General features: G+C 42.9%; 3 protein-coding genes. 2 read left to right on the forward strand and 1 reads right to left on the reverse strand.

Going from position 1 to position 2,035, the window contains the following annotated elements; genetic code table 11:
• Nucleotides 1–76 precede the first annotated feature (76 nt).
• Nucleotides 77–907, reverse strand: coding sequence for a formate dehydrogenase accessory sulfurtransferase FdhD (fdhD, locus tag L4C33_RS21840; RefSeq protein ID WP_428814483.1), 831 nt, complete (start codon nucleotides 905–907; stop codon nucleotides 77–79).
• 260 nt (nucleotides 908–1,167) lie between these two features.
• Here fdhD and L4C33_RS21845 point away from each other — a divergent pair, with 260 nt between their 5' ends.
• Nucleotides 1,168–1,635: a DUF3305 domain-containing protein gene (locus L4C33_RS21845; protein ID WP_428814484.1), complete on the forward strand. Its 468-nt coding sequence runs from the start codon at nucleotides 1,168–1,170 to the stop codon at nucleotides 1,633–1,635.
• Nucleotides 1,625–2,035, forward strand: a 411-nt coding sequence (locus L4C33_RS21850; RefSeq protein ID WP_428814485.1) for a DUF3306 domain-containing protein, incomplete at its 3' end; no start/stop codon positions are given. The genes L4C33_RS21845 and L4C33_RS21850, both read left to right, overlap by 11 nt.

A 2,035-nucleotide genomic window follows, 5' to 3' on the forward strand; every position in this document is an offset into this window, starting at 1 on the left:
CTATAGATTTGATAAACAAAGTGGGGTTGAGAGAAGCTACGACAATGAGATCATCGTAGCCTCAGTATAGGGAGAGTTAGTCTTTTAAATGGCCTTTCACATCAAACTCAATCTTATCTGCACCAGTAAATACCTGGAACCTGAGTCCTTTGGCGCGAGCAATTGTCGTGATACCAAACTTTTGCGCTAAGTCTAAGCCCATCTGCGTAACGCCTGAACGAGACAATAGAACAGGGATACCCATTTGAGCGACTTTAATAACCATCTCTGAAGTGAGTCGACCTGTTGTGTAGAAGATTTTATCTTCGCCAGTCTCACCATTGAGCCACATTTCACCAGCAAGTGTATCAACGGCGTTGTGGCGACCTACGTCTTCAACAAACGAAAGCACTTGGTCGTCTTTACACACGGCACACCCATGAACTGCCCCAGCTTTTTTGTAGGTATCGTTGTAATGAGTTAATGCTTCAAGCGCGGTGTAGATTTCGGATTGCTTGAGTTTAGTTTGCGGAACTTGATAGTCTTCAAGTTGCTTCATGACATTGCCGTACATGGTGCCTTGACCACAGCCAGAAGTGACCGTTTTCTTTTTTAAAGCGGCGTCTAGGTGTTGAGTATCTTCATTGGTGACGACTGCTGCACTGTGTGTTTCCCAGTCAATGATAATGGATTCAATGGCCTCAGGATCAGAAAGAAAGCTTTGATTCTTTAGATAGCCAAGGACAAGCGATTCAGGGCGAGAACCTAACGTCATCAAGGTGACGATTTCTTTCCAGTTCAGCATCACAGTTAAAGGGCGTTCGCAGGCTATTTGTTTCGTCATTTTCTCCCCATATTCATCGCAGACTTCGACTTCCATCGTTTGAAATGGGTTTTCACTGGTTTTAATAATATTGGGTTTAGCCACGTGCATTGTCCTTGCTTTCTTATAATACCTGAGTCGCGCCGAACACTGAGTTCGACTTAATAGTATGAGAACCATCAGGATTAGGGTGGATTGTAATAGAGAACTCGTAGATACAAAGCAATTCTCGTTCCATCGAGTGTACTAAGCTCCGAAATTATTTTGATGACGCTTTTTAGTGCGGCTTAATCTGGCTTGGAACTTGCTTTGTACCATTATCAGAGTTTAACTCAGTCTATAGAACGCTAACTATGAGGGATGTAATGAGTATCTCAAATTCAGACGTAGAGAACATTGCAGCACTAGAGAAAAATGAAACTGAATGGCCAATCGACTGCTTACTGGTCGCTCAAGATATAGCATCAGGTCGCTGGACAACCACTCAATGGCATTTGTCGGGGTTCGACTTGTCAGCACGTCAGTCCAATACCGCTTTATTAGAACTCCATAGAGATGAGCGTACCGACTATCGGTTTAATTTAAGCTCTCAGAACCCTAAGCTATTTGTTGTGCTAGAAAACCTAGACTGCGATGAAGAGCCTAATATTGTYTCTCTGACAGCCTCACAAAGCATAGCAGGCAACTTTATGGACGGTGACTACTTAGTACTCTCTTATGATATGCCATTACCCGTTCAAGCTTGGATGGAAGCATTCATTGGCCGTAACGGTGAATTAATTGAGCAACGTAGGAAAAAGCGTAAAGGTGCGGGGCGCTCAAGTGGCAAGTAGCTTCTTATCTCGATGGTCTAAGAGAAAATTAGAACAAGACCAAGGTGTTGATTCTACGGATAAAATTGATTCAATAAAATCAGAATCAGCTCTTAAGGAAACCTCTGGCTTAGAAGTCTCTAACTCAGAACTTACTCGCTCTAAAAGTGATGCTGTAACTCCTGATGAGTTAGATTCTTCTCATCAAGCCGATACACCGCAAGTTGAACCAAAACCAGTAGATTCAAATCAGCTTGAAGCTTCGACAGATGACGAAGAACTTTCTGTTGCTTCTTTACTCGCAACTGGTGCTGAAAAAGCGGTAAAAAAAGCAGCGTTACGAAAGCTGTTTTTAAGCGGAGAGTTCAGTGAAGTGGACGCTTTGAACGATTATGACCATGATTATTCAGCGGTTAAGTCC

Origin of the sequence: Vibrio makurazakiensis, from assembly GCF_050337375.1 — a bacterium.
GTDB classification, from domain to species: domain Bacteria; phylum Pseudomonadota; class Gammaproteobacteria; order Enterobacterales; family Vibrionaceae; genus Vibrio; species Vibrio makurazakiensis.